The sequence below is a fragment of the Stenotrophomonas testudinis genome, from assembly GCF_024499815.1.
Lineage (GTDB): Bacteria > Pseudomonadota > Gammaproteobacteria > Xanthomonadales > Xanthomonadaceae > Stenotrophomonas.
This window is the reverse complement of the sequence record NZ_JAMOKY010000083.1, coordinates 1-265: the sequence shown is the minus strand read 5'-3', so window position 1 is coordinate 265 and position 265 is coordinate 1. Positions and strand designations below refer to the sequence as shown.

The window sequence follows — 265 nt, the reverse complement described above, 5'->3', positions numbered from 1 at the left end:
CGCAGCTGCGCCGATGGTAGTGTGGCTCAAGCCATGCGAGAGTAGGTCATCGCCAGGGTTTACACCCAAAAACCCCGCTGCTCACGCAGTGGGGTTTTTTCTTATTAAGTGAAGGCACTGCTTTTCCGGGTACCTTCCGCCCCAAGGGCAAGATCGCGAGCTGGCGCTGCAAGCGCTGCTGCAACCGTCTCCCTGGTGAAATTAGCGCTGTGGAACCACCCGATCCCATCCCGAACTCGGAAGTGAAACGCAGCTGCGCCGATGG

The 265-nt window shown here is 58.9% G+C and carries 1 rRNA gene; it reads left to right on the top strand.

Annotation, left to right across the window (positions count from 1 at the left end):
* Positions 1-191: 191 nt before the first annotated feature.
* Positions 192-265: ribosomal RNA gene (gene rrf, locus NQ204_RS19575) — 5S ribosomal RNA — on the top strand; the annotation flags it as partial.